This window comes from Actinoplanes sp. NPDC048796 (genome assembly GCF_040650035.1).
Lineage (GTDB): Bacteria > Actinomycetota > Actinomycetes > Mycobacteriales > Micromonosporaceae > Actinoplanes.
The window spans coordinates 234,468-259,328 of record NZ_JBEZGO010000008.1; the positions used below are offsets into that span (position 1 = coordinate 234,468).

Annotated in this window: 24 protein-coding genes; 14 read left to right on the top strand and 10 right to left on the bottom strand. The window is 70.9% G+C overall.

All coding sequences use genetic code 11. From position 1 onward, the window contains the following. Positions 1 to 32 precede the first annotated feature (32 nt). A complete protein-coding gene (locus AB0C26_RS30320; RefSeq protein WP_360254420.1) occupies positions 33 to 905 on the top strand; it encodes a DUF72 domain-containing protein in 873 nt (290 codons plus the stop codon). Then, positions 895 to 1,485: a sugar O-acetyltransferase gene (locus tag AB0C26_RS30325; RefSeq protein ID WP_360254422.1), complete on the top strand. Its 591-nt coding sequence runs from the start codon at positions 895 to 897 to the stop codon at positions 1,483 to 1,485. Before AB0C26_RS30320 ends, AB0C26_RS30325 begins: the two co-directional genes overlap by 11 nt. Here AB0C26_RS30325 and AB0C26_RS30330 read toward each other — a convergent pair. Beyond that, a complete protein-coding gene (locus AB0C26_RS30330) occupies positions 1,482 to 2,270 on the bottom strand; it encodes an aminotransferase class IV (RefSeq protein ID WP_360254424.1) in 789 nt (262 codons plus the stop codon). The genes AB0C26_RS30325 and AB0C26_RS30330 overlap by 4 nt on opposite strands. A 10-nt stretch (positions 2,271 to 2,280) precedes the next feature. Next, entirely contained in the window at positions 2,281 to 3,033 is a 753-nt protein-coding gene (locus AB0C26_RS30335) for a DUF72 domain-containing protein (protein ID WP_360254784.1), read from the bottom strand. A 96-nt stretch (positions 3,034 to 3,129) separates the two neighbouring features. Between AB0C26_RS30335 and AB0C26_RS30340 the strand changes: the two genes are divergently transcribed. The 11 genes from AB0C26_RS30340 (at position 3,130) to AB0C26_RS30390 (ending at position 12,279) form a co-directional block, all read left to right on the top strand. After that, positions 3,130 to 3,375 carry a hypothetical protein gene (locus AB0C26_RS30340; RefSeq protein ID WP_360254426.1) on the top strand — a complete coding sequence of 82 codons (246 nt, stop codon included), beginning with the start codon at positions 3,130 to 3,132 and terminating at the stop codon, positions 3,373 to 3,375. A gap of 14 nt (positions 3,376 to 3,389) precedes the next feature. After that, on the top strand, positions 3,390 to 4,625 hold the full coding sequence (locus tag AB0C26_RS30345) for a JmjC domain-containing protein (protein WP_360254428.1): 1,236 nt from the start codon (positions 3,390 to 3,392) through the stop codon (positions 4,623 to 4,625). A 70-nt stretch (positions 4,626 to 4,695) separates the two neighbouring features. Then, positions 4,696 to 5,106: a response regulator gene (locus tag AB0C26_RS30350; RefSeq protein ID WP_360254430.1), complete on the top strand. Its 411-nt coding sequence runs from the start codon at positions 4,696 to 4,698 to the stop codon at positions 5,104 to 5,106. A gap of 123 nt (positions 5,107 to 5,229) precedes the next feature. Then, on the top strand, positions 5,230 to 5,409 hold the full coding sequence (locus AB0C26_RS30355) for a Flp family type IVb pilin (RefSeq protein WP_360254432.1): 180 nt from the start codon (positions 5,230 to 5,232) through the stop codon (positions 5,407 to 5,409). A gap of 68 nt (positions 5,410 to 5,477) precedes the next feature. Beyond that, positions 5,478 to 5,849 carry a TadE/TadG family type IV pilus assembly protein gene (locus AB0C26_RS30360; RefSeq protein ID WP_360254786.1) on the top strand — a complete coding sequence of 124 codons (372 nt, stop codon included), beginning with the start codon at positions 5,478 to 5,480 and terminating at the stop codon, positions 5,847 to 5,849. Further along, a complete protein-coding gene (locus AB0C26_RS30365) occupies positions 5,837 to 7,057 on the top strand; it encodes a pilus assembly protein TadG-related protein (RefSeq protein WP_360254434.1) in 1,221 nt (406 codons plus the stop codon). The genes AB0C26_RS30360 and AB0C26_RS30365 overlap by 13 nt, the downstream gene beginning before the upstream one ends. Positions 7,058 to 7,080: 23 nt before the next feature. Then, the gene (locus AB0C26_RS30370) at positions 7,081 to 7,860 is read left to right on the top strand and encodes an RcpC/CpaB family pilus assembly protein (protein ID WP_360254436.1); all 780 of its coding nucleotides are present in this window, start codon (positions 7,081 to 7,083) and stop codon (positions 7,858 to 7,860) included. Beyond that, entirely contained in the window at positions 7,857 to 9,029 is a 1,173-nt protein-coding gene (locus AB0C26_RS30375; RefSeq protein ID WP_360254438.1) for a P-loop NTPase, read from the top strand. Before AB0C26_RS30370 ends, AB0C26_RS30375 begins: the two co-directional genes overlap by 4 nt. Beyond that, a complete protein-coding gene (locus AB0C26_RS30380) occupies positions 9,026 to 10,396 on the top strand; it encodes a CpaF family protein (RefSeq protein ID WP_360254440.1) in 1,371 nt (456 codons plus the stop codon). Before AB0C26_RS30375 ends, AB0C26_RS30380 begins: the two co-directional genes overlap by 4 nt. Then, complete coding sequence (locus AB0C26_RS30385) at positions 10,393 to 11,358, top strand: type II secretion system F family protein (protein WP_360254442.1); 966 nt, start codon at positions 10,393 to 10,395, stop codon at positions 11,356 to 11,358. Before AB0C26_RS30380 ends, AB0C26_RS30385 begins: the two co-directional genes overlap by 4 nt. A 3-nt stretch (positions 11,359 to 11,361) precedes the next feature. Then, the gene (locus AB0C26_RS30390) at positions 11,362 to 12,279 is read left to right on the top strand and encodes a type II secretion system F family protein (RefSeq protein WP_360254444.1); all 918 of its coding nucleotides are present in this window, start codon (positions 11,362 to 11,364) and stop codon (positions 12,277 to 12,279) included. Between the two features lie 2 nt (positions 12,280 to 12,281). On the opposite strand, the gene AB0C26_RS30395 is transcribed toward AB0C26_RS30390, so the two are convergent. Further along, entirely contained in the window at positions 12,282 to 15,419 is a 3,138-nt protein-coding gene (locus AB0C26_RS30395; protein ID WP_360254446.1) for an NACHT domain-containing protein, read from the bottom strand. 79 nt (positions 15,420 to 15,498) lie between these two features. Between AB0C26_RS30395 and AB0C26_RS30400 the strand changes: the two genes are divergently transcribed. Further along, positions 15,499 to 17,118, top strand: coding sequence for an ATP-binding protein (locus tag AB0C26_RS30400; protein ID WP_360254448.1), 1,620 nt, complete (start codon positions 15,499 to 15,501; stop codon positions 17,116 to 17,118). Positions 17,119 to 17,274: 156 nt separating this feature from the next. Here AB0C26_RS30400 and AB0C26_RS30405 read toward each other — a convergent pair whose 3' ends face one another. The 7 genes from AB0C26_RS30405 to AB0C26_RS30435 all read right to left on the bottom strand — a co-directional run bounded on the left by AB0C26_RS30405 (position 17,275) and on the right by AB0C26_RS30435 (position 24,760). Then, positions 17,275 to 17,985, bottom strand: a complete 711-nt coding sequence (locus tag AB0C26_RS30405) for a hypothetical protein (RefSeq protein ID WP_360254450.1) — start codon at positions 17,983 to 17,985, stop codon at positions 17,275 to 17,277. Further along, complete coding sequence (locus tag AB0C26_RS30410; RefSeq protein ID WP_360254452.1) at positions 17,982 to 20,615, bottom strand: FtsK/SpoIIIE domain-containing protein; 2,634 nt, start codon at positions 20,613 to 20,615, stop codon at positions 17,982 to 17,984. Before AB0C26_RS30410 ends, AB0C26_RS30405 begins: the two co-directional genes overlap by 4 nt. After that, a complete protein-coding gene (locus tag AB0C26_RS30415; protein WP_360254454.1) occupies positions 20,608 to 21,510 on the bottom strand; it encodes a hypothetical protein in 903 nt (300 codons plus the stop codon). Before AB0C26_RS30415 ends, AB0C26_RS30410 begins: the two co-directional genes overlap by 8 nt. Before the next feature lie 4 nt (positions 21,511 to 21,514). Then, positions 21,515 to 21,775: a hypothetical protein gene (locus tag AB0C26_RS30420; RefSeq protein WP_097321034.1), complete on the bottom strand. Its 261-nt coding sequence runs from the start codon at positions 21,773 to 21,775 to the stop codon at positions 21,515 to 21,517. 226 nt (positions 21,776 to 22,001) lie between these two features. Then, positions 22,002 to 23,096: a glutamate--cysteine ligase gene (locus AB0C26_RS30425; protein WP_360254457.1), complete on the bottom strand. Its 1,095-nt coding sequence runs from the start codon at positions 23,094 to 23,096 to the stop codon at positions 22,002 to 22,004. Next, positions 23,093 to 24,322 (bottom strand): class I SAM-dependent methyltransferase, encoded by a 1,230-nt coding sequence (locus tag AB0C26_RS30430; protein WP_360254459.1) that lies wholly within the window; start codon positions 24,320 to 24,322, stop codon positions 23,093 to 23,095. The genes AB0C26_RS30425 and AB0C26_RS30430 overlap by 4 nt, the downstream gene beginning before the upstream one ends. Before the next feature lie 57 nt (positions 24,323 to 24,379). Continuing rightward, a complete protein-coding gene (locus AB0C26_RS30435; protein ID WP_360254461.1) occupies positions 24,380 to 24,760 on the bottom strand; it encodes a hypothetical protein in 381 nt (126 codons plus the stop codon). Positions 24,761 to 24,861: the final 101 nt, after the last annotated feature.

Below are 24,861 nucleotides of genomic sequence, written 5' to 3' on the forward strand. Positions count from 1 at the left end.
GACCCGGCCCATCCGGACTAGTTTGAAGACCCATGGGCACGATCGAGGTCGGTACGGCGTCCTGGACGGACAAGACACTGCTCGCCTCGGGCTGGTATCCCGCCTCGGCGGACACGCCCGAGAAACGGCTGGCGTACTACGCGAAGCAGTTCGCGGTGGTCGAGGTCGACTCGACCTACTACGGGCCGCCGGCCGAGCAGACGACCCGGCTGTGGGCCGAGCGCACACCGGACGGCTTCACGTTCAACATCAAGGCGTTCAGCATGCTGACCGGCCACCCGACGAAAGTGTCGGCGATCTACAAGGATCTGCGGCCGGAGACGGACAAGAAGAACGTCTACCCCGGTGACCTTCCCGCGCAGGCGTACGAGGAGATCTGGACCCGGTTCCTCTCGGCTCTGGACCCGCTGGTCGAGGCGGGCAAGCTCGGCGCGGTGCTCTTCCAGTTCCCGCCGTGGTTCGGTATCCGCAAGTCCAACAAGGAATACCTGCTCGAGGTGGCGTCGCGCTGCAAGCCGCTGCGCCCGGTCTTCGAGTTCCGCAACGCGTCGTGGTTCGAGGGCGGTAACCAGAACGAGACCCTGGACTTCCTGCGCGCCCACAAGCTGCCGTTCGTCGGCGTCGACATGCCACAGGGCCACAAGTCCTCGATCCCTGCGATCATGGCCGCCACGGCCGACCTGGCGGTGGTCCGCTTCCACGGCCACAGCGACAAGTGGACCAGCAAAGACATCCACGAGAAGTTCGGCTACAACTACTCGGAGAAGGAACTCGAGTCCTGGGCGCCCCGCCTCCGGGAACTGGCCGCCGACGCCGACCGGACCCAGGTCTTCATGAACAACTGCTACTCGGACTACGCGCAGCGCAACGCGACGACTTTGATAGAACTACTCGGTGACGCTTGAGGCGCAGCGGGAGCGGATGCTCTCCGGGCTGATGTACAACGACCTGACCGTGGAGCTCGTCGAGGCTCGGCAGCGGACCGTGCTGCTGACCGACGAGTACAACGCGAGCTTCGGGCGGCCGCAGCAGGAGCGTGAGGCGATCCTGCGGCGGCTGCTGGCGAAGGTGGGGCGCGACGCTCACTTCGAGCCGGCGTTCCGGTGCGAGTTCGGGTTCAACATCAGCGTCGGCGACCACTTCTACGCCAACTTCGACTGCGTGATGCTCGACGGTGGCGGCATCACCATCGGCGATCACGTGCTCTTCGGCCCGCGGGTCGGCATCTACACCTCCAACCACGCCATCGACGCGGGGGAGCGGGTGGCCGGCGGCTGCTACGCCAAACCGGTCACCATCGGGAACCGGGTCTGGGTCGGCGGTGGCGTCACCATCAACCAGGGCGTGACCATCGGCGACGACGCCATCGTGGGCTCGGGCAGCGTGGTCACCCACTCGGTACCGGCCGGCGTGATCGCGGTCGGCGTGCCGGCCCGCGTGCTGCGCGAGATCACCGAGGCCGACAAGACCGGCTTCGTGCCCTAGAGCTCGTCGTACGGGACCGACTTCCAGGTGTCGGTCAGCAGCGTCGTGAGGTGGTCGCCGGCCGGGTAGGCCTGGTTGTCGATCCAGGCGATCGGCTGGGCCGGGCAGGTCGCGTTGACGGCGACGGCGCCGGTGAAGCCGGGCAGGTCGGCCTGGGGGACCGGGCGCAGCGACCACGGGACGCCGTTCATGGTCATCGCGATCTGCAGCAGGACCATGGTCGTGCCGCGCAGCATCGGCGCCTGCGGCCAGATCACCTCCCGGCCGTCGTGGAAGGCGACGTTCCAGGTCGTGCCCTCGCTGACCAGGCCGGTGTCGCCGACGAACAGGGCGTCGTCGTATCCGTCCTGGACCGCCTGCCGGCGCGCGACGAACAGGCCCATGGTGGCCGAGTGCTTCTGCTCGGGCCAGTCGCGGCGGTGGCTGTCGGTGCGTACCCGCAACGGTTTGACCGGATCCGACGACCGTGGATCGCCGACCGCCACCACGACGTCGGGCGGGCTGTCCGCCTCGGGGCCGGGGATGAAGGAGACCCGGACCGAGGCGTCGCGCTGATCGCCGAGGGCGTGCCGGATGAGCGCGATCACGCGGGCCTCGTCCTCGACGCCCATCTTCCAGCCGAAGAACTCCTCGCTGCCGTCGGCCAGACGGGCCATGTGCAGCGCCAGGCCCTTCACCCCGAGCGACCGGACCTGCATCGACGTGAAGTGGCCGTAGTTGACGGTGGCCAGTCGATGGATCTCGCCGAGGTCGGGGACGTGGCCGTTCAGCTCGAGATTGCGCACCTCGACAAGCCTACGGGCGGGGCTTGATCTCGGGGGTGCGGGTGCGGTGAAGGCCACGCCGGCCGGCCTCGGCGGCCAGCGCGGCGGCGTCGATCACCGCCGCTCCGCCGGGATCGTTGTTGAAGAAGACATAGCTTTCCGGTACGTCCGTGAGCCGCTCCACCCACGCCCGCAGGGCTCCCTTGCCGTATCGGGGCCACGGCTTGGCCCGCCCCTCGTGCAGCCGCAGGTACACGAAGTCGGTGGTGATCCACAGGGGAGTGATGGGCCGGCTGCCCCGATCGGCCCAGCACAGCGCGGCCCGCCTTTGCCGCAACAGACCACACAGATCTGGCGTGAACCAGGTGTCGTGCCGAGGCTCGACGACAACTCGGACATCATCCGGGAACAGCCGCAACGTCGCGTCCAAAGACGGCAAGTCCGCCTTGAGGGTCGGCGGCAGCTGGATCAGCACCGGCCCGAGTTTGCCGCCCAGCCCTTCCGCCCTGGACAAAAAGCGGGCAACGGGCTCGGCCGGCTCCTTGAGCCGCTTGATGTGGGTGAGATAGCGGCTCATCTTCACCGCGACACAGAAGTCGTCAGGTGTCCGCGTCCGCCACTGCTCGAAGGTCTCCCGCTCGGGCAGGCGGTAGAAGGCGTTGTTGACTTCCACGGTCTGGAACCGGGCCGCGTAGTGCTCCAGCCAGAGCCGCTGCGGCAGCCCAGTGGGGTAGAGACCGCCCCGCCAGTCCTTGTACTGCCACCCCGACGTCCCGATGTGCATCACGTGACCTGCGATACCCCGATCTCAGCCGGGTTAGACGGGATGATCACGGGGTATGGCGGGGTCCCACGCACCACGGACCACCAAGGAGCTCTCATGTCTCTCAGCGACGACGACATCACCACCACCACGGGCTCGAACGCCGGCGAGGGCCCGGCCGACGGCGGCGCCAACCCGGGCGGCCACGACGGCGGCGCGGACGGCTCGGCCGAGGGCCCCGCGGACGGCGGCGCCAACCCGGGCGGCCACGACGGCGGCGCGGACGGCTCGGCCGAGGGCCCGGCCGACGGCGGCGCCAACCCGGACGGCCACGACGGTGGCGCCGACGGCTCCGCCGCCTGATCGGGCACCACGGGATGACGATCGACGCGCCGGGCGAAAGCCCGGCGCTCTCCCGCGCCGTGGCGGTGGAACCGGGCAAGTTCGCCGCCGCCTACTGGGGCCGCGCCCCACTGCTCTCCCGGGCCGCCGAACTGGCCGGCCCGGACGGCTTCGCCGACCTGCTCTCCCCGGCCGCGGTCGACGAGCTGCTCTCGCGCCGCGGGCTGCGGACCCCCTTCCTGCGGGTCGCCCAGCGCGGCACCGTGCTGCCGGCCGGCCGGTTCACCGGCGGGGGCGGCGCCGGAGCCGAGATCGGTGACCAGGTCATCGACGACCAGGTCATGCGGTTGTACGCCGAGGGCGCCACCCTGGTCCTGCAGGGCCTGCACCGGCTCTGGCCGCCGCTGATCGAGTACAGCCGCCGGCTCGGCGCCGAACTGCGGCGCCCACTGCAGGTCAACGCCTACCTGACCCCGCCGCAGAGCCAGGGCTTCAGCACCCACTACGACACCCACGACGTGTTCGTCCTGCAGGTCGACGGCACCAAGCGCTGGCGGCTGCACGAGCCGGTGCTGGCCGACCCGCTGGAGAAGCAGGCCTGGGGCGGCCGGGCCGACGAGGTCGGCGCCACCGCCGAGGGCGAGCCCGCCTTCGACATCCTGCTCGAGCCGGGCGACGCGCTCTACCTGCCCCGCGGCTGGCTGCACTCGGCCGAGGCGCAGGGGGCCCGCTCGCTGCACCTGACCATCGGCGTCCGGGCGATGACCCGCTACGCCATGGTCGAGGAACTGCTCGGTCTCGCCCTGGACGACGCCCGCCTGCGAGCCACCCTGCCGTACGGCCTGGACGTCTCCGATCCCGAGGCGATCGAGCCCGAGCTCACCGAGACGGTCGAGGCCCTGCGTGACTGGCTGAGCACCGTCGAGCCGGCCGAGGTGGCCGAGCGCCTGCGCGCGCGGGACTGGCCGTCGGCCCGCCCCGAGCCGGTCAGCCCGCTGGCCCAGCTCGACTTCGCGGCCGGTCTCGGACCGGACGACGAGATCCGCGCCCGCGAGGGCCTGCGGTGGCGGCTGGCCGACGACGCCGACCACGTGGTGCTGCGGCTGGTGGGGCGCACGATGCGGTTCCCCGCCTACTGCGCGCCGGCGCTGCGCATGGCGCTGGCGGGAGAGCCCGTCCGGGTACGTGACCTGCCGTTGGAGGAGGAGGCGGATCGGCTCGTGCTGGCCCGGCGCCTGCTCAACGAGGCGCTGGCCGTACCGAACGTCTGAGTGATCGACGGCCGGGTTCTTCGCCGAACCCGGCCCGGGACCCCGGTGGTCCTCGCTAGCGTGGATCTCGATGTGGAACCGTACGGAACGTGCCGGCCCCGTCGTCCTGCTGGTCGAGGACGACGAGGATCTGCGTGAGATGACCGTGCAGATGCTCGAGATGCGCGGGTTCGACGTGCTCTCCGCCAAGGACCCGGTGAGCGCGATGATGACCTGCCGCGTGCACAGCGGCAAGATCGACGTGCTGCTGACCGACCTGGGCCTGCCGGGCGTCTCGGGCGGGGAGCTGTCCCGGTCCGCCTCGGCCGTCCGGCCCGAGATGAAGATCGTCTACATCTCCGGCATCCCGGAGGACATCGCCGTCAAGAAGGGCATGATCCGCGCGGGGTCGCCCTTCCTGGCCAAACCGTTCTCGGCGGACCTGCTGGCCGGCACGCTGCGCGCGGTCCTGGCGCAGGGCTCGACGCCGTCGTCACGCTGATCCGGACCGCAACCGACGGCCACCGCCCCGCACCCATGAGCGATCTCAAGCAGACCTTTGCCCGCCCGATGTGTATGGCATCTGGCCGCCGGAACCGGCTGCCGCTGACCTCGGGGGGAACCTGTGGAATTCTTCAAGATGCTGATCGGGTACGTCCGGGCCGCGCACCAGTCGGAGGAGGGCGCGACCGCCGTCGAGTACTCGATCCTGGCCGCCCTGATCGCCGGTGGTCTCGTCGCGACCCTGGGCCTGCTCCGCGACGACATCATCGCGCTGTTCAAGACCCTGATGAACGCCATCTGACCGCTCGCGGAAGCTTCCGCCGCGGGCCGGGCCGGGGGCCCGCCCGCGGCGATCGCGGTGTCGCGGCGATCGAGTTCGCGATCGTCCTGCCGCTGCTCCTGCTGATCCTGTTCGGGATCATCGACATGGGGCGCTACCTCCAGCAGTACATCCAGCTCACCGAGGCCGCTCGCGAGGGCGCCCGGCTGGGGGCGCTCAACGGCTCGGTCACCGAGGTCAAGGCCAAGGTGCAGGGCATCGTGGGCGCCGGCGTCGCGCTGACCTATCCCACCGGCCCGGCCGTCTGCGGCACCGGCACCGTCGACTCGTCGGTCACCGTGCAGCGGACCTTCGCCCCGGTCACCCCGCTGTTCAAGCTGATGGTGATGTTCGGCGGCGCGAGCCAGAACCCGGGCACCCCGGTCATCAAGGCTATCGGGGTCATGTCGTGCATGGGCTGACCTCGCTCATCCCGCGCGCCTCGCGCGACGGCGAGCCCGGCGACCAGGGCGCCATCGCGGTCGTCGTGGCCCTGTTCCTCAGCATGGGCATCCTGCTGGGCATGGGCGCGATCGTCATCGACATCGGCCTGCTCTACGCCGAGCGCGAGCAGTTGCAGAGCGGCGCCGACGCCGCCTCGTGGAAGGTCGCGCAGGCCTGCGTGCTGAAGAAGGACGACTGCACGGTCACGGCGCAGACCGTCAACGCCGGGGCGTACGCCGTCAAGAACGCCAAGGACGGGTACGCGGACGCGCAGATCTGCCTCGACAACACCAACTGCCCGGCCACCTGGAACACCACCACGACCTGCCGCCCGCAGCCGGTCACGACGGGGGTCCACCACCAGGTGGAGGTGCGAACCTCGACCCGCAACCCGAACAGCTCCACGCTGGTGCCGCCCCGGCTCGCGCAGACGCTGGTGGGCGGCTCCTACACCGGTAAGAAGGTGGGCGCCTGCGCCCGGGTGGCCTGGGGCGTGCCCGCCTCGGCGAACGTGCTGGCGCTGACCATCTCCAAATGCGACTGGGAACGGATCACCCAGAACGGCGCGAAGTTCTTCCAGCTGCCGGTCCTCGACCCGCTGCTCGGCGGGACCGGGCTGTTCCCGCTGCTGGGCCTGGAGGCGCCGCGCAACAACGCGGTCCCGATCAACAACGGCATCCTGTCGGTCTGCAAGAACACCCTGGCCGACACGCTGGCCGGCAACCCGAGCGGCTACGCCTGGCTGACGCCGTCGGCCGACGCGAACTGCCGCACCACCATCGCCCCCAGCGCGGCGACCGACCTGTGGATGTACACCGGGCTGCTCGACCTGGCCGGCGCGACCAAGTGCACCACCACGATGAAGACTCTCGTGCAGAGCGGCCAGGCCGTCCTCGTGCCGATCTTCGACCGGATGATCGGCGCCCTCAACCTGCTGCCGGCCGCCTTCCACATCGTCGGCTTCGCGCCGTTCGTGATCACCGGGTTCAAGGGCCTGATCGGCGGCCTGGCCGGCACCCTGTCGTCGCTCGTCGACACCGGACTGAACTCGCTGGAGTCGCTGATCTGCGGCACCTCGCTGTGCATCTACGGCTACTTCACCAAGTCAGTGATCACGCAGAGCATTCCGACCAGCTTCGGCACCTCACCGGACTATGGAGTCCAGGTGATTGGCCGTACGGGCTGACCTTTACCTGAGATCGTTAGGACATGCGACGGCGTGTCCTGATCCTGCTCGCGGCGCTGCTGCTGGCCGGTATCAGTGGGGTGGCGGTCCTGGCCTACGCCCACTCCGCCGACCGCCGGGCGCTCAACGGCGTGAAGGGGGTGTGGGTGCTGGTGGCCAAGCAGCGCATCCCGGCCGGGACCAGGGGAGCCGACATCCGCGCCAAGGGCCTGGCCGAGCGGGTCCTGATGCCCGCGCGGACCGTGCCCGAGGGGACCCTGACCAGCTGGACCAGCGACCTCGACCGGCTGACCCTGTCGGCCACCGCCGAACGCATGCAGCTGCTGATGCGCCCGCTCTTCCAGGCGGCCGGCCCCTCCGCCTCCGCGCCCAGCCGGGGCTTCGCGGTGCCCACGGGCATGCTCGCGGTCACCGTTCAGCTCAGCGTGCCCACCCAGGTCGCCGGCAACCTGGTCGCGGGGGACCGGGTCGCCGTCTACGGCACCTTCCCGGCCACCGCCCAGAACGCCGAGGAGCAGACCACCCGGCTGCTGCTGCCGCGGGCCGTGGTCATCTCGATCGGTGAGGCCCAGGCCCCCGACGTCACCCCCAAGCCGACGCCGTCGCCCTCCGCCTCGGCGACCACCTCCGGTACCACCCCGTCCAGCTACGTGCGGTACGTGGTCACGCTGGCCGTCGACTCGCCGGACGCCCAGCGGCTGGTGCACGCCGCCCGTACCGGCCTGCTCTACCTGGCCATGCTGGGACCGGAGGCGACCGCCGTGCCCGGCCCCGGCGTCGACATCTCCGGGTTGTTCCCGTGAGCCTCTACGTCTACGTCGAACCCGACGACGCGCGGCGCTCGCAGATCGGACCGGCCTTCCGCGAGGTCGGCTGCACCATGCTCGACGGCATGGACGAGCTCGAGGCGCACCTGCGGCGCTACCCCGAGACCATCCTGATCATCCTGGGCGCCACCGTCGAGCTCGAGGAGTCGCTGATGGTCGCCGCCTACCAGCGGCTCCAGCGCCCGCTCATCGGCGTCGTGCTGATCCGCAAGGTGGTGGAGCCGGGCGTGGTGCTGCGGTGCCTCCAGTCCGGCGTGCGCGAGATCGTGGCCGAGGACGACGAGCAGGGACTGCGCGACGCCACGATCCGGTCGATCGACCTGTCGAAGGCGCTGAGCACCACGCTGCGCACGTCGGCCGACGTGGCCCCGTACGCCCGGGTCGTCACGCTCTTCTCCGGCAAGGGCGGAAATGGGCGCAGCATGCTGGCCACCAACCTGGCCGTGGCCCTGGCCGGCGGCGGCCGCCGGGTCCTGCTGATCGACCTCGACCTGCAGTTCGGCGACATCGCCATCATGCTGAAGCTGTCGCCGGAGCGGAACATAGCCGGCGGGGTGACCATGGCGGGCCGGCTCGACGAGCCGGGCCTGCGCTCGATCGTCACACCGTACCGGCCCGGCCTGGACACCCTGCTCGCCCCGCCCAGCCCGGCCGAGGGGGAGAAGGTGAGCCGCGAGTTCGTCGTCGAGATGCTGGACGCGGCCCGGCCCGTCTACGACTTCATCGTGGTCGACACCCCGGCCGTGGTCACCGACCAGGTGCTGGCCGCGCTCGACATGACCGACTGGTACGTGCCGATCGTGACGCCCGACCTGCCCACCCTGAAATCGGTACGGCTCACCGTCGAGATGTTCGATCTGCTGGACTACGCCCAGGACAAGCGGCTTCTGGTCTTCAACCGGGCCAACACCCAGGTCGGCCTGAGCCCGGCCGAGGTCGAGCTGGCGGTCGGCATGCCGTTCACCGTGCAGGTGCCGTCGAGCCGTGACGTGACCGTCTCGGTGAACGCGGGCGAGCCGCTGTGCCAGACCGACCCGATGCATCCGGTGAGCCGCGCGATCCGCTCCCTGGCCGACCGTTGCGCCGGGGTCGAGGCCGCCCCCGTGCGCCGCCGCCGGTTCCTGTCCCGCCGGGGCCGGGCATGAGCCTGTCGTCCCGCATCGGCGGCAACACGCCGGCCGACAAGTCACCCACCCCGGCCGCCGAGGAACGGCACCGCCCGGGCCGCCCGGTCAACGACCAGGTGTACGAAGTACGGCAGCGCATCCAGCGCAAACTCGCCGACGAGCTGGGCCCGTCGCTGTACGCGGCCGGCCGGGGCGACAGTACCGAGGAGCTTGACGGCCGGGTCCGCGAGGCGCTCAACGACCTGCTGGCCCGCGAGGAGACCCCGCTGTCCGGTGCCGACCGGGCGCGGATCGTCAACGAGGTCGTCGACGAGGTGCTGGGTCACGGGCCGATCGAGTCGTTGCTGCGCGACCAGTCGATCACCGAGGTGATGGTGAACGGCCCCCAGTCGGTCTACGTGGAGCGTTTCGGCCGCATCGAACGGGTCGGCGCCGAGTTCGACGACGAGGCCCACCTGCGCCGCGTCATCGACCGGATCTGCTCGCGGGTCGGCCGCCGGGTCGACGAGGCGAGCCCCATGGTCGACGCCCGCCTGCCCGACGGCAGCCGGGTCAACGCGATCGTCCCGCCGATCGCCATCGACGGCTCCTCGCTGACCATCCGGAAGTTCTCGGCGGTTCCGCTGACCGTGGGCGACCTGCTGTCGTACGGCACCCTGACCCGGCCCGCCGCCGAATTCCTCGACGTCTGCGTCCGCGGCCGCCGCAACATCCTGGTCAGCGGCGGCACCGGCTCCGGCAAGACGACCATCCTCAACATCCTGTCCGGGTTCATCCCGGCCGACGAGCGGGTGGTGACCATCGAGGACGCCGCCGAGCTGCAGCTCGACCAGGAACACGTGGTACGCCTCGAGACCCGCCCGCCCAATTCCGAGGGCCGGGGCGTGGTCACCACCCGCGACCTGGTCCGCAACGCGCTGCGGATGCGCCCCGACCGGATCGTCGTCGGCGAGGTCCGCGACGCCGCCGCCCTCGACATGCTCCAGGCGATGAACACCGGCCACGACGGCTCCCTGACCACGCTGCACGCCAACACCCCGCGCGACGCCCTGTCCCGGCTCGAGACGATGGTGCTGATGGCCGGCCTCGACCTGCCCAGCCGGGCCATCCGCGACCAGATCGTCTCCGCCGTCGACCTGATCCTGCAGGTCGGCCGCTTCAAGGACGGCACCCGCAAGATCAGCCACATCACCGAGGTGGTCGGCATGGAGTCCGAGGTCATCACCCTTCAGGACCTCTTCCTGTACGACCCCACGGCCGGCGCCGACACACCGGGCGCCGCCGGCGGGCTCCGCTCGACCGGCATCCGCCCTCAGTTCGCCGAGGTGATCTCCCGGTACGGGGTGACGCTGCCCCCGGCCATGTTCTCGGGCCGCCCGCGGTGATCCCGGCCTTCGTCATCGCGGTGGGCGCCGCCTCGGCGGCCACCTTCCTGCTGGCGTACGCCGTGCTGGCCGCGACCTTCGGCCGGACCCCCATCCAGCGCCGCCTCGCCTCCCTGCAGCACTTCACCGTGCGGCGCGAGGTGGAGAAAGAGGTGTGGTGGCGGCGGTTGGTGCACGCCTCCGGCCGGAAGGTGGACCGGTCCGAACTGCTCAGCGACCTGGCCGAACGCAGCGCCCCCCTGCTCGACCGGCTCGGCGCGACGACGCGCCCCACCGAATGGCTGGCCGTCCGCCTGTACGCCTGCCTGGCCACCGTCGTACTGCTGAAGCTGATCCTGCCCTTCTCCGCGGCCCTGCCGCTCGGCCTGCTGATCGGATTCTTCGGCACGAACATGCTGCTCCGCACGAGGATCCGGCGCCGCGAGCAGGCGTTCGCCGACGAACTGCCCGGCGCCCTGCAACTGATGATCAGCTCGCTGCGCTCGGGTTTCACCATGCATCAGTCGGTCGAGGCGGCGGTCCGCGACGACGAGGGCCCGGTGGCGGCCGAGTTGCGCCGCGCCCTGTCCGAGACCCGGATCAGCGGCAGCTTCGAGGACGCCCTGGAACGCATCGGCGAACGCACCCGCAGCGACGAGATGCTGTGGCTGGTCATGGCGTTGCGCCTGCAACGGGAGGTCGGCGGCAGCCTGGTCGACGTCATGCAGACCACCGCCGACACCATGCGCGAACGTTCCTACCTGCGCCGGCACGTACGGGCCCTGTCCGGCGAGGGCCGCATGTCGGCCTACGTGCTGACGGCCATGCCGATCGCCACCGGCCTGATCCTCTACCTGACCAACCCGGCCTACCTGGAGCCCCTGTTCACCGAGCCGCTCGGCTGGGCGATGCTGGCCGTCGGCGTGGTCGCGCTGACGATCGGCGCGATCTGGCTGCGCATCGTGGTCCAGGTGAAGGCGTAAGCCGTGGCCAACATCGTGCTGGGCGCGGCTGTGGCGGGCGTCGTGCTCGCGTTCGTGCTGGCCGCGGTGGCGGTCCTGCTGCCGCCACCCCGCTTCGAACGGATCCTTCGGGCGCTGGCGGCCTTCGGCACCGGCCCGGAGATGCGCCGGGACACCGGCAGCGCCGTCCAGCGGCGCCTGCGTTCCCTGGTCATCGCGGGCCTGGACCGGGTGGCGGAACTACTCACCCCGGCCGCCGGCCGCGACCGGCTGAGCCGCCTGCTCGACTACGCGGGAAACCCGCCGGCCTGGCCCTTGGCGAGGGTGATGCGGGCCCGCCCGTTCGGCGCGGTGGTCGGCGCGGGTGTGGGCGCCTTCTTCGCGTACGGCTGGACCAAGGACACCGACGCGGTGCTGCTCGGCATCCCGGCCGGCCTGGTAGCGGGTTTCCTGATGCCGCAACTGCTGGTCTACAACGCCGGCGTCAAACGCCAGGAGAAGATCCTCTACTCCCTGCCGGACGTGATGGACGCGATGGTCATCGGCGTCGAGGCCGGCCTGGGCCTGGACTCGGCGATGGACCAGGTGGCCGGCGCGACGAAGGGCCCGATGTCCGACGAGCTGAACCGCGTCCTGCAGGAGATGCGCCTGGGCGTCGCGAGAACGGAGGCCTTGCGCTCCCTGGCCTCCCGAACCACGGTCCGAGACCTCAAGCGCTTGATGACCGCCTTGATCCAGGCCGGCGAACTAGGCATCTCGGTAGCCGGCATCCTCCGCGAACACGCGGCGGATCAGCGCATGCGCCGCCGCCAGCGCGCCGAGGAGATGGCCCAGAAGGTCCCGGTGAAGCTCCTGTTCCCCGTCATGTTCTGCATGTTCCCCGCCATCTTCATCGTCGTCGTCGGCCCAGCCGTCATCACTCTCTCCAAAGCCTTCGGATGACTTCATGGCTGGCGGCGACCGCCTACGACCAACAACCCGGGAACCTTGTCGGCGCCCTCGAGATCGATCCGGCCGCCGAGATTCAGCGTGATCGTCGATGCCTTCGTCCCGGCCAGAAGGGACATATCAATAGTGCCCTCATCATACGACAAAATACGAATCGTGTTAAGGAACTCATGGCCCACCACATGCGGAAGTACCGCGTTGATGGTCTGCGGATCGCCCATTATTTGGAATTCGTTGAGTGCGTTGAGCCGGCCGATCGGGGTGGGGTCGACCATGGTTCGGCTATGAAGAATGAATTTGGAAAGGCGCGTCAATGCGGTCAGTGGCGTGAGGTCGGTCGGGCACTCGCCACTGAGCATGACGCTGATAGCCGAATCCGACCATTCTTCGAGGAACTTGATGGAGTCTCGGTGGGTGATTTTCGAGACCATGATCCGGGTTATCGTGCGCAGAGATGGCATCTGCGCGGCCTTGGCGAGCAGTGCCGCCGAGCCGCCGATGAAATGAAGATGGTGAAGTCCCCGGAGTGCCTCTATGTTCCGCAGGTTGTTGCCCTCCAGCAGCAGGGAGGTGAGGTTCGATACCGTCGCCAGCGGCTGAAGGTCCAGTTCGAGGTCGCCTTGATGCCATATCGACAGCGCGTGAAGATTGCTGTTCGTCAGGGGTGAGAGGTCATAGCAGGACTCAACCTGAATCTCTCTGATTTCCGGATTCCGGCGCGCGAAGGAAAGATCGACAGGTTGCGAGTCGGTTGTTTCATGCACTCTGATCGAGCGGGCATTCTTGACCAAAGGCAGGAATTGCAGCAATTTTTGATCCGTGATGTTCACCTTTTCCGATGTGCCGAACGAGACGTCGCCGAGCACCCGAATCGCGTAAACCTCCGGTTCGAAGAACACCCACGCCTCGACGAGGGCATTGCGCACCAGCTGCGATGTGCTTCCCGAGTACTGCGCCAGGAATCCGATAGCCGCCGGGTCACCGATCTTGCCGATGGCCCGGATCGTCAGCGATATTTCCTCCTCGGTCTGCGGGCTGGAATTCATCAGTAGATCGAGCGACAACGAGCCGGCCCGGGCCAGCATGTCGGCGTAGACCGAGTTCTCGGGCGGCAGAAGTTTTCTGGTCAGCTCCAGAACCGCCGCTTGCGTGGGTTCGGGGCACTCGGCTGACGTCTCCAGGCAGGCGAGGGCAAGAAGTCGCATGATGGTGCGGCTGTTGGTGTCGGCCGACTCGGCAGCTTTACCGAGCAGGCCTTCGATAAGGGTTCTGCTGCCCCGCGCCTTGGTGTGCCCAGCGGCCATGACGATCGTCTCGTGCCACTGATCTTGATCGGCGTGCAGGACAAGCAGTCCCAGGTCGCCCTCCTCCACGGCCTCCTTGGCAGCGAGGTATTCCTGGAAAGTCCGGTGAATGAAGTCCATCCGGTCATGGGTCGGCTCGCGGATCAGGCCGCTTCTCTCCAACAGGACCCGGTAGGTCTCGTTCTCGTCGAGAGCTACCCGCGGCATGCGTCCGAGCTTGACCGCTATCCGCTCCAGCGCCTCCGCCTTGGCCGCGTCCGACTGTCCGTTGCGCATCAGCCAGTAGGCGAGATCTTGAAGGAGCAGCATCTTCTGCGTACGGCCGAGGGTGTTCACCGCCTTGATCTCCCGCTCCTCGTCGCGGCGTTCGAGGAGCATGTGCAGGGCCACCTCGTACAGTTCCATCCGGCTGCTCGGCAGCTGGCCGTGGCGGTCCTTGTGCAGCGCGCACGTCAACGCGCACAACAGCGGGTAGGCGACGATCTGCCGCAGATGCCGGTTGCGGTCGATCGCTTGGAGAAGCCGCCGCTGGTAGTCGGCGATCGATTCCCGCTGCCCGTGCGTGCGGGCTTGTTCGAGCATCGCCATGTGCCACCGCTCCACGAACACAGTGACGGACTGGCGGTCCATGGGCGCCAACTCGACGACCCGGAAATCGTCGCCGCCGAGCCATTCCGCGGGCACCGCTCCGGGCCGGGAAGTGACCACGTATCTCGCCCGCGGGAAGGCGGCGATCAGTTCCGAGATCCACCGGCGTGCCTGGGGCCGGCGGTCGTCCGGCAGCTCGTCGATGCCGTCCACCAGGACGACGCCGCGGCCCGAGCGCAACTGCTCCTGGACCCAGCCGGGCGGCATCTCGTCGGCGATGTGGCGGCCCACCTCGTTGACGAAGTCGCCGGGTGCGGGAAGCTCGGTGGTCGCGAAGCGCCGCAGCGGGACGAAGAACGGGATTGTCGTGTTCCAGCTGTTCAGGTGGTCCGGGAAGGTACGGCGGGCGCTGTTGACGGCGATCCACTGCAGCAGCGTCGTCTTTCCCAGGCCGGCCTGGCCCCTGATGAAGATGCGGTCGTTGGCGCCGACCAGCTCCTCCACGCTCGCCAGGCGGTCGCTTCCGGTGGCCTGGCTCGCGCGCAAGCTCAGGTAGGCCACCGACAGCGGGTAGGCCCGGCTCGAATCGGAGACCGTGGCGCCGAACAGCTCGATCCGGTCCAGCAGGTTGGCGACCAGCTGACGGTAGTCGCGTTCGAAGTCGGCGCCGATCCGCAGGCGGGGCAGGCGGTCGAGCACCGTCTCCAGGTCGGTGATGATCTGGCGGTTGCGGGCCAGGAGCTCGGTGAGCGCGTTCACGCTGGCCGTCGGCAGGGTCCGGGCTATTTCGATGGTGTACGCGGCCGACTCGCGCAGCAGCAGGTCGTACAACCGGGTTCCGTCCTCGGAGAGCCCGGCCCTCTCCAGGGGCGACTGTGACCGCAGGTACCGGCCGAGGTATCCGGCGTCGAGGTCGCTCTTGAACAGGTCTGCCTCCGTCAGCGCCGCCTGCTCGAACGTCGCCTGAACGGCCAGGACCGCGGCCTCCCGTTCGTGCGGCTCGACGGCCCGGAACTCGGTCGTGATCCAGGTTTCCAGGCGATCGGAGACCGCCTCGGCCGCCTCCTCCCAGAGCCGGGCGAACTGCCGCTGCTGCCGTCCGCCGGTCAGGACGGCCGCGACCCGGTCCACGGCGCTGTTGCCGATCTCGTTGACCAGTTTGTTCTCGCCGGCCCAGAGCCCGCACGCGGTCTTGGCGATGGCGGTGCCCAGAACGTACGTCGCAGCTTCCAGTGCCGGCATGTCCGTATCCTGCCCGGCTGTGCTGTTCGCTCTCAAGAGTTGCTAAGCGAACCGGCTCGGATGCCGATCGGAGAAGATGATGTCCGACCTCGGATCGGAGAGGGAGCGGCGCCGGCTGGCGGCGCTGCACGAGTACCGCCTGCTCGACGCGCCGGCCGACGACGAGCTGTCAGCCGTCGTCCGGGTCGCCGCGATGGTGGCCGAGGTGCCGACCGCGACTCTCAACCTGATCGACGAGAACCGGCAGTGTCAGCTCACCACCGTCGGCTTCGAGGGCGGCGACTCGGCGCGCTCCGACTCGATGTGCGACATTCAGCTGCGCACGGGCCGGTTCGTGTACGTTCCGGACGCCCGCGAGCACCCGCTGTACGCCGGCAACCCGTGGGTCGACGGCCGGATGGCGAACGTCCGCTTCTACGCCTCGGCCCCGCTGATCGCCCCGAGCGGCTACCCCCTGGGCACGCTCTGCGTCTTCGACGACGTGGTCAGACACCTCACGCCCGGTCAGATCGAACGGCTCACCGACCTGGCCGGTGTGCTGGTCGGGCTCTTCGAACGCCGTCGGCAGGGCCGTCTCGCGGCGGAGATGGCGGTGAACGCCGAACGGAGCCGCAAATTCGTCGAGACCCTGGTCGACACCGTGGACATCGGCATCGCCGCCGCCGACGAACAGGGGCAACTGACGATTCTCAACCGGGCCGTACGGCGGTGGGGTGGCGCCCTGAGCGGCGCCGGCGACCTGACCGAGATCGCCGGCCGCATCAACCTGCTCGAACCGGACGGCGTGACCGAGTTGCCCCAGGAGAACGCGCCCCTGTTCCGAGCCCTGCGCGAGGATGTCAGGGTCGACGACGAGGAGCTCGTCCTGCGTACGGCCGATAATGCTCTCCTGACGTTGACGGCCAGCGCCCGCAGCATGATCGCCGACAGCGGCGAGCGGATCGGCGCGGTCGTCGCCCTGACCGACGTCACCCGCGAACGCGCGAACCTGCGCCAGATCGAGGACCTGGTCATCGAGCTGCGGCGTTCGAACGACGAGCTGGAGGGTTTCGCGGCCGCGGTCAGCCACGACCTCGTGCGTCCCCTGGCCGGCGCCCGGGGCTACCTGGAGATGCTGTTCGAGACGTACGGCGATGTGATGGACGACCGGGCGCGGAAGTGGATGTCCGGCGCGGTCGCCGCGACGGACCGCATGCAACAGCTGGTTCAGGCCTTGCTTTCGTACGCCCGGGCGGGCCACGCCCCGAGCACGGCCGAGCCGGTCGACCTGACGGACGTGCTGACCCACGTGACGACCGACCTGCGCACCCTGATCGAGACCAGCGGCGCCACGGTGACCGCCCAGGACCCGCTGCCCACGGTCACCGGCGACCCGACACTGCTCCGCCAGCTCCTGCAGAACCTGATCGACAACGCCATCAAGTACCGCCACCCCGACCGTTCCCCACGGGTGTCGGTGGCCGGCACGCCCTCCTCGTCCGGCTGGGACATCACGGTGACCGACAACGGCCAGGGCATCCCATCCGACCAGCGCGCCCGCGTCTTCGACATGTTCGCCCAGGTGGACCCCACCTCCCGCCAGGGACACGGCATAGGCCTGTCCACCTGCCGCCGCATCGTCGAACGCCACGGCGGCCACATGACCATCGACGAGGCCCCCGGCGGCGGCACCGTCCTGCACCTCCACTTGGCCCGCTGACATAGGCGTGGAGCAAGAGCCAGGAGGCGCGCCACCCGAGGGCTTCGTGCGCTCTGCCAAGATCGAGGACTTCTTGAAGCGCAGGTCGAAGGCCGCCTGACGGTGCTGGATCGCCGAAGATCTTGCCGGTTTTGTGGGGCTGCGGCGGTTCAGCGGTTAGGTCGCGGCCGCTCGGACGGCGGTCAGGAGGATGCCGGCGGTCACCAGGCCGGTGATCAGGACTGTGACGACCGTGGAAGTGTCGAGGCCTACGCCTCGGCGGTCGGCCACGCGCTTGGCGGCGACCACCGCGAGCACCGGGCAGGCCAGCAGGACCAGGAGGGCCACCACCGGGAGGGCGTCCTTCCACGTGCCGGTGGCCGAGCCGCCGTTCTCGCGCAGCGCCTGGTGCAGGATCACGCCGACGACGCCGCCCAGGAAGCCGAAGACGCCGAACAGCAGCTTCACGCCCCCGGTGATCGGGCGGGCCGGGGCCGTGTACTTGACCTTCGTGGCCACCTCGTCGAAGTAGTCGTCCGCGTCGCGGTCGGAGCGCTGGCGCGGGATCGCCGCCGTCGGGACCGTGCGGCCGTAGCGTTCGGCCACCGGGCCCACCTTGTGGACGTACTCCGACCACAGGCCCGCCGCCCGGGCGTCCGCCTCCTCGAGGGCTCGCTGGGCCCGGGCCACCTCCTGCGACGCCGCGAGCACCGCCTCGTCGGCCGCGTGGATCGCCTCCTCGGCCGCGGCCACCCGTTCGTCGTGCCAGTGGGCCGCCTCGGCGCGCATGGTCGCCGCCTCGTCGTCGAGGGTGGTCAGCCGGCGCAGGACGCTGCGGTAGTCGGCTGTCGCGAAGTCGGCCGGCTGCAGGCCGCCGCCCTGGGTCATGAGCCGGCTCCATAGGGGATGATCACCTCGGCGCCACGGTGCACCGAGCGGTCGAAGTGCAGGGCCCGCCACGGGCGCGGGTACCAGGCCGGCGCGCCCGCCCCGGGGTAGAACGGGGCGAGTTCGCTGCCGTGCACGTCCAGGGCCACCCACGCGCCGATCGGGTCGGTGCGTGACGCCTGCCCGCCCAGCGCGTCGCGCAGCAGGGCCGCCCCCCGCCACCAGCCGAGCACGTGCAGGCGGCGTTCCGGACCCTGGCGCAGGATCGTGCGCAGCTGCTCGGCCGCCTCCTTGCCGCCCGGCAGCGCGTCGGCCGCGTAGATGACCAGGAAGTGCGGCCGGTCGGCCGGCCACGACGCCGACGCCTCGCTCGCCGCGTCCTCCAGCAGCCAGTCGGCGTTGTCGGCCTCGTACCAGCCGCAGTCGGGCAGGTCGTTGCAGAGGGCCGCCGCGGCCGCCCGCGCGTCCGGGTCGAGGCAGAGGATCGAGAATCGGGCGCCGTCGGGCGGGAACTGGGCCGCCAGCGACATGCCGGCCGTGGCCAGGACCGCGCACGCCTCGTCCATGCGGGTGCCCAGCACGGCCAGGTTGCGGCCGGGGGCGCGGCGCAGCACGGTGCGGGCCGAGCGGGCGGCCACGTCGATGGTCTCGCCGAGGAGCACCATGGGCGCCGCCACCGACTCGGCCGGGGTGAGCCGGCGGAAGTCGGGGCTGTCGGCGAGCCGTGGCACCACGTCGCCGTCGAAGAGCCGGGGCGGGCCCAGCTCGGGCGGGCGCCGGCGCCACAGCCGGTGTTGCAGCGCGTTCCAGCGTTCACGGTCGCCGGCCGCCGGCACCCGGACGACCTTGTTGGCCTCGGTCGCGCCCGAGTCGGCGTTCACCACCGCGTGGTAGCGCGGCAGGGACTCGGCCGCCGTGTTCGTCTCGGCCAGGATCCGCCGGGCCCGGGGCAGCGCGATGCGCAGCGAGAACTGGGCGACCAGGGCCGGCCGTCCCCACAGCGCCTCGATGCCGCTGACGTCCTGCGAGGCCAGGATCAGGTGGATGCCCTGGGAGCGCCCGCGCCGGGCCAGGTCCTCCAGCAGGTCGACCGCTTCGGCGGCGACCGCGTCGCGCCCGGAGAGCAGCACCTGGAACTCGTCGACCACGGCCACGATGCGCGGCCAGCTGCCCTCGGGGTCCTCGGTGCGCAGTTCGGCCAGGTTGGTCACCTCGTACCGTTTGGCCGCGTCGGCCCGGCGCCGCAGCTCCTCGCCGAGGAAACGCAGCAGGGCGAGCCCGAACTCGCGGTCGGTGTTGACGTTGACGCCGACCAGCCGGACGTGCGGCAGCCAGCTCGGGTCGCGCCGGCCGGGCGCGAACCGGGCGAACGACACGCCCTCCTTGAAGTCGAGCAGGTAGAAGGCGAGCTCGGCGGGGGAGTAGCGGGCGGCCAGGGCGCCCATCCAGGCGTAGATCAGGTTGGTCTTGCCGGTGCCCGACGGGCCCGCGATCAGCGCGTGCGGCGGGTAGTCGGCCAGCGTCACCTGCACCGGCACACCCTGCGGGCTGTCGCCCAGAGGCGCGCTCAGCCCGGTCGCCGCGCTCTGGTTCCATTCCTCCCGCGGTAGCAGGCTGTCCAGCGCCACGGGGGCCGGCCCGGCCTCGACGGCCTCGGCGATCCGGCGACAGGTCGCGGCCACGACCGCTTGCGGGGGACCACCGTCCAGCCGTACGGGAAGAGCACCCGCACCGCTGATCCGCGCGTGATCGTCGCTCGCGGCGGTGATGAACTCGATCCCGTCGCCGGCCGGCACCGGCAGGCCCTGAATGACCAGGTGGACGCCGCAGGCGGCGCCGGTGCGCAGCAGCCGCTGCAACTGCGCCTGTTCGGCCCGGCTCAGTTCGCCCGCGCCGAGCAGCACGGCGACCCGCCACGGCTCCGGCCGCCGGTGGGTGGCCGCGTTGAGTTCGCGCAGCGACGTGTATTCGCCGGCCAGCACGGTCTCGTTGATCCGGCGGACGTGGGCGGTCAGGTCGTCGAGCAGCGCCGGCAGGCCGCCGGGCCCGACGAAGGTGAGCACGCCGGCCGGGGCGAGCGGCGCGAACCGGGCCAGGCCGCCGCCCAGGTGTTCCGGGTCGTAGCCGATGAGCTTGACCTGGCCGGGCGCCGCGGTGCCGAGCGCCCGCAGCAGCAGGCCGGCCACCACCTCGTCGCCGAGGGTGCGGTCGCCGCGGACCACCACGTGACCGCGGTCGAGCAGCGGCACCAGCGCCGGCACCTTCTCCGGATGCGGCAGCAGCAGGCGGCCCACCCGCAGCTCGGCGGCCCGGTCGAGCGGGGTCGCCTGCCAGTCGTCCCACGGGTCGCCCGCGGCGCCGGGCGCGGCCCGGTCGGCGGCGGCCGCGGCCGCCTCGGCGTACGCCGCGAGGTCGGCCCGGTGCTGGTCGTCGATCTCGGCCATCCGGGCGTCGCGCGCGTCCCCGATCTTGCGCAGGCGCGCCTCGGCCGCCGACTCGATCTTGCGGCGGCGCTCGACGGCGGCGGCGTGCGCGCCCCGGGCCCGGTCGAGGGCGATCGCGGCCGCGCCGAGCGCGTGCGACAGCCCGGCCCGGATCTCCATCACCTGCTGTGCGGTCGACTCAGCCATGTCGGGTGGGGCTCCCGGAGGAGTCGGAGGATTCGGCGGGGCGGCGCAGCGGGTCCGGCGCCGACGGGTCGAGCGTTCCCGCGTCCCGGCCCAGCCGGGCCAGCAGGACGCCGGTCAGCACGCTGGCGGTCACCGCGTTGTCGGCCGGGTGGCCGGGTGGCCGCCGGCCGCCCTCGGCCGGTACCCGGCAGATGCGCGCGATGAGGGTCTCGAGCACGGCCGGTGAGGTGCCCGGCAGCAGCGATTTGACGCGGCCCTCGGCGGCCGAGCGCAGCCGCGGCACGTCCTCGGGGCGGGGTTCGTGGCCGAGCAGGTCGCCGGCGAGGCGGTGCAGCACGGGCGGCGTGACGGCGGACAGCGCGAGCCCGGTCGAGGCGTTCACTCCGTGCAGCTCGCGCCCGAGCCGGGCGCGGTCCCCGGCCCGTACGCCGCTGGCCACCCGCCGAAGAAGCTCGGCCGTGTCCGGCTTGTCGGACTTGTCAGACGACGCGGGAGCCGGCTCGCCGGTCAACTGGGTGACCCGCTCCTGCCACCACGGCCCCAACTGCTCCGCCTGGTCGGGGGCCGCGGGCGGTGGGGCGCTCTCGTCGCGCTGTTCGAGGCCGGCCTTCCAGTCCCGGTCGGGCGGCGCGCTCGCGTCGCCGCTGAGACCCACCGAGGCGAGGTACTGCGCGATGGCGTCCTGGGCGAGGCGCAGCGCGGCGGCGGCCCGCTCGGCCGCCTCGGTGGCGTTCGACAGCTGCGGCACGCCGATCGGGTCGACCGACTGCTCCCGCACCCACATGAGGATCTCGGTGGCGCTGCGCAGTTTCTCCATCGCCACGGTCACCTGCCCCGTGGGCAGCTCGTCCGAGGTCGCGCGGAGCCGGGCGCCGAGTTCCTGGATCAGCGACATCGCGTCAGAGCATCGCCGTGTAGGTCTGCGCCTGCTCCACCGCGAGCAGCGTGGCGCCCAGGCACTCCTCGAGCGACTGGTCGGCCTGCGACAGAGACGCGTGGGCCGCGCCGACCGCGTCGTTGCCGCTGCCGTCGAGCGCGGCGGCCAGGCTCTGCTGGGCCTCGCCGATCTTCTCCCGGGCCGCCTGTATCGCCGCCTGCCCTTCGGTCACTTGCTGAAGTGCGGCATCGACGGCCGCTTTGACCTCGGCGACACTGGCCACCCGTGCAGCCTCCTGCTGTGCGGAAACCGGACTACTGTCGCAAGCGTACTGCCCCCTTCCTGTCCGGGTATCCCCGCACGCCCCTTTTGCCACGCCCCCAGTCGACGTGTGGCACGACCTGCGAAAAGACTCTTCCGGTACGCGGCCGGACAGTCCACTTCGGGCGATTTGGCGTACGGCGGCAGTCGCTCTTGAGTGAACAGGATTGAACCCGCGGGGTGATCTTTCACCCGGCCCGCGTGCGGCGCGCCGCGTCGGCCAGGGTCCGCGGCAGGTCGCCGGTGCGCTCGTGCTCGCGGCGCAGCCGGTCCGTGCCGGTGCCCACGGTACGCAGCGGCGCCAACAGCTCGTACGCCGTGCCGAGGTCGCCGTGCCGGTCCAGGGCCGGCGTCACCGTCTCGACGAGCTCGTCGACCAGCTCCCACGCCGGCCGGGTGCTCTCCCGCGACGGATCCAGCAGCGTGCCGCCCAGCCCGCTGTGCGCCGCGTTCCAGTGCGCCGCCTTCAGCACCCAGTCGGGGACGGGCAGGGCCCGCCGGCCGGCCGCGATGTCGTCCAGGGCCGTCCCGACCAGCGCCCGGACCAGGGCCGTGAGCAGCACCCCGTCCGCCACCGACGGGCACACGTCGGCGACGCGCACCTCGACGGTCGGATAGCGCGCCGACGGCCGGGCGTGCCACAGCAGCAGGCTCTCGTCCATCATCACGCCGGCGCCGACCAGCAACCGGACCATGCGCTTCAGATCGGCGGGCGATTCGAAGTACGGCGTCGGCCCCAGGCTCGGCCACCGGTCGAGCTGCATGGCCCGCCAGCTCGCGTGCCCGGTGTCCGCGCCCGCGGCGAACGGCGAGTTCACGAACATCGCCTGCAGGACCGGCAGCCACGGCCGTAGATGGTTGCCGACCTGGACGGCCGTCTCCACGTCGGGCACGCCGACGTGCACGTGACACCCGCAGACCGCCGGGTCGCCCACGATCGGCCCGTAGTGCCCGGCGATGGCCCGGTACCGGGGATCGTCGGTGACCGTCAGATCGGGCTCGCCGACCGGCGTGGCGCCGAGCGCGACCAGGTTCGCCCCGGCGGCCGCGGCGGCCTCCCCGGCGGCCTGCCGCATGGTGCGGAGGCTGTCCGCCACCTCGTCGAGGCTCGAGCAGACCGGCGTCACCATCTCGATCATGCTGTGCCGGAACTCGCGCCGGCTCTGTTCCCGCAGCGGCTCCGGCAACTTCCCGGCCACCGCCGGCGCGACCGGCACGTTCTCGCCGGTGCGCGGGTCGAGCAGCAGGTACTCCTCCTCGACCCCGATCGTCGGTCCGTTCATCGGGTCGCGGTCAGCAGCACGAGGGCGATCCGCTCGGCGTGGGCGTAGGCCGGCCCGTCGAGCTCCTCGTCGTACACGTCCGGGTCCCACTCCCGGTAGTCCCACCGCAGGCCGGTGCCCGCCAGCCGCTCGGCCGCGGCCTGGCGGAACGGATCGGTCCCGCCGACGATCCCGGTCCCGGCGAACAGGACCAGACAGCCGTCCGGGGCCAGGCGCTCCGCGGCCGCGTCGATGATCGCCATGGACAGCTCGTGCCCGTGCGCCCCGCCGTGCCGGTACGCCCGGCCGGCCGGGTCGATCATGAAGGGCGGGTTGGAGAAGATCAGGTCGAACTCCCCGTCCACGTCGTCGAGCAGGTCGCTGCGGCACGGCAGTACACCGGGCGTGCCGGCCAGCTCCGCGTTGATGCGGGCCAGCCGCAGCGCCGCCGGGTTGATGTCGACCGCGAGAACACCGGCCTCCGGCGCCCGCTTGGCCACCGTGATCGCGCCGGCCCCGGTGCCGCAGCCGATGTCGACCGCCCGCCGGATCGGGTGCGCGCGGCTCTCGACGTGCGCGGCCACGGCGTCGGCCATCCGGTAGGTGTCCGGCCCGAAGAAGACCGAGTCCTCGGCGTCGGTCGGAAAGGCCGAATGGACGAAGAGCTCTCCGTCGTACGAGGAGAACCGCACCGTGCTGCGCCACTCGTCGCCGTCGCGCCGTAGCACCCCGGCCGCGTCCATCAGCTCGACGATGCGCTCGGGGAGCACGCCCGGCCCGAACGGCCGGCTCCACCCGAACACGTCCCGCGGGCCGCACGCCCGCTGGTTCTGCGGCCGCCGGTTGACCCTCTCGTGCGTGGCCGGTGTGACGGTCGTGAACTCGTAACCGGTCTCACGCAGAGCCCGGCCCAGGTCGATCAGGGCAGCGTCGATCGCGTCGGTCGGCGCGGCGGTCATGGCGGTGATCGTCATGGCGTGCCGCATGCCCACGATCGTCCCGCCCATTCCTGCCGGCTCCCGGCCTGTCTCGGTCCCCGCGTGGCGACGAGCATGACCAGTGCGATCGGCCGCGGCCTGCTGGAACTCGTCACGGCCGCCGACCACGCCAGCGCCGCTGAACAGCACGAGCGAGCCGTGCGGGGCCAGGTGGGCGGCGGCCTGGTCCAGGATCGCGGTCGGCAACTCGTCCGGGCCGTCACCGAGGTAGGGCTGCCGGGCCGGGCCGAACAGAACGGGGCAAATCATTCACCGGCGGCGCTGGCGAGTGACCGGGGTTACGGGCTGTGGGAGAGTGGTCACAATTCAGCGCCTCGGTACGCTCGACGGCCCCCTCACCTCGGCGCCCAGTTGTGTCACGCGATCGCGCAATCCGCGATCTGCTGTCACAACCACGACGCGTCTGGCCGGCGCCTCCGCCCGTACCACGTCGACGATCTTGTCATCGCCCGAGCCGTCGGCGCGTTCCACGCGGACGCCGCCCTCGGCTTGCGGTGTCTGGCCGGCCTTACCCTCCACGACCAGCGCGACCTCGACCGGGCCGGCCAGATCGGGCAGGCCGGTTTCCATGATCGGAGTCAATGCGTCGCGCAGCCGCAGGGCCGCGGCGGCCCGGTCACGCCACCACCCATCAGGTACAGAACCGACGACGTTCGCCCCGTCGACGATCACGAGAGGTACGGTCATGAAGTTGAGCGTACCTGAGTCAACTTTTGTGGCGGATGGGGAATCAATCGATCCCGCGCGGCGCTGATAGGGGTCGTGCAAGGTGGGTAAAGGCCCCCGGC